This window comes from Moellerella wisconsensis ATCC 35017 (assembly GCF_001294465.1).
In the GTDB taxonomy this organism is placed as follows: domain Bacteria; phylum Pseudomonadota; class Gammaproteobacteria; order Enterobacterales; family Enterobacteriaceae; genus Moellerella; species Moellerella wisconsensis.
This window is the reverse complement of record NZ_LGAA01000032.1, coordinates 1-1,480: the sequence shown is the minus strand read 5'-3', so window position 1 is coordinate 1,480 and position 1,480 is coordinate 1. Positions and strand designations below refer to the sequence as shown.

General features: G+C 43.0%; 2 protein-coding genes and 1 pseudogene. All 3 read right to left on the bottom strand.

Annotation, left to right across the window (positions count from 1 at the left end):
* Positions 1-317, bottom strand: a pseudogene (locus tag M992_RS14210) (fimbrial protein); the annotation flags it as partial.
* A 12-nt stretch (positions 318-329) separates the two neighbouring features.
* Entirely contained in the window at positions 330-764 is a 435-nt protein-coding gene (locus M992_RS14205) for a fimbrial protein (RefSeq protein WP_248842539.1), read from the bottom strand.
* A gap of 125 nt (positions 765-889) precedes the next feature.
* A complete protein-coding gene (locus M992_RS14200) occupies positions 890-1,423 on the bottom strand; it encodes a spore coat protein U domain-containing protein (RefSeq protein ID WP_053909184.1) in 534 nt (177 codons plus the stop codon).
* Between the last annotated feature and the right edge of the window lie 57 nt (positions 1,424-1,480).

Here is a 1,480-nt window from a genome sequence, read left to right as displayed (position 1 = left end):
CCATTATTTAAAGTCCCCTGACTGCCTGGCCTCATTTTGATATCAATGAAATCAGGTTTAACCCCACTTTTTTGACAATCTACAATAAATTGTGCTTTTACCGCCGGTTGCTTACCTGTCAGTAAATCGCTTTCGTTGATAGTCTCAAAATCAATAATTTTATTAAATCCTTGTCCATCATTGATATCACAGGTGATATTTACCACATCAAGAGATATCGTGAGGACGGTATCAGGCAAGCTTTCATCTGAATATATCAATTGAGAATAAGCACTTAAGCACATGGCAATACAATAAACAGAGAGTTTTTTATTCATCCGTCGCTCGCATCAGATATATTTTATTTTAATGGTGATATGGGTATTTCCACTGCCTAAATTAATCGATTGGCCCCCTAGCGGAAGCACAACCGGTTTTATTTTAAGTTTTACTTTCATCAGCGAAGCATCCACTTTTTTCAAAAACAATTCCTTTCCCATAGGAACGCCATCACCGATAGTTCCGATTTGAGCGTCTTCCCATGAAATTAAATACCCCAAAGTGGAATTTTTGGACCCGATATAACCGGATGTCCCCATCGTTAAATGGGGGGTTGCTGGCTCGAATAACACGGAAATCCGCTGCGGTTTGATAGTCCCCGAACAGTCCAATGACAATGTTGAATGTCCTTCAATTTCACCGGATAGAAGCGTGGCGGTATCTACCGACCCAAACGCGACATTGTCGACAGTGGCCGGTAAACACGTGGCTATTCTGACATTCATACTAAATTGCGATTGAACCGTGCCGCCATCAAGGGAAGCCGGCTTGAGTTCTGAGCCATTACTGCTGATTGAGATAACTATCAACAGGCTGGTAAGCAAAATAGATTTGAGCATAATGCCCTCAACTAATTGAATGTCAGTTTAATATTCAACGCCGTATTGGCGGCGCCGGGAGACACAATTTCACCCATTGCAACCGGTTTTACTTTGATTGGAATACTAAAACTGGCGGTTGTTGGTTTATTGCTTGGCGTGATAGCGGCGCCATTAACCGTAACCGCGGTATCGACCGGCTTGACGGTAGAATCCCCCCAAGTTAACTGGTAACCGACCGTAGAATTTAATTTGGTATTAATAATACCGCTGGTGGCATCTTTAGTCCCATCCGCCGCAGTAAATGTCAGGGTGTAATTTGCCATGGTAGTATCACACGCAATCGCCAGTGACATTATTTTGTCGGCAACCGTGCCTTGTTTAATATCACCTGCTGCTTGGTCACCAAACGCCACATCCTCAACCGCTGCACTGCAAGACGCTTTGACTGTCATGCTTAAATTTGACGTGACGGTTCCCCCGGTAACATTAGTGGTAAAGCTGGTAGCTCCGGCATAAAAAGGTAACAAGATGCCAGCAAAAATAAACAGTGATGGTTTTATCATCGGTCATTCCTTTTAATTTAGTTTAACATTAATCGTTAGGGCAGTATTTGCGAGCCC

Excerpts from the sequence above, each read along its gene's own strand:
- M992_RS14205 (WP_248842539.1), bottom strand. The coding sequence starts at position 764 with ATGAATGTCAGAATAGCCACGTGTTTACCGGCCACTGTCGACAATGTC.
- M992_RS14200 (WP_053909184.1), bottom strand. The coding sequence starts at position 1,423 with ATGATAAAACCATCACTGTTTATTTTTGCTGGCATCTTGTTACCTTTT.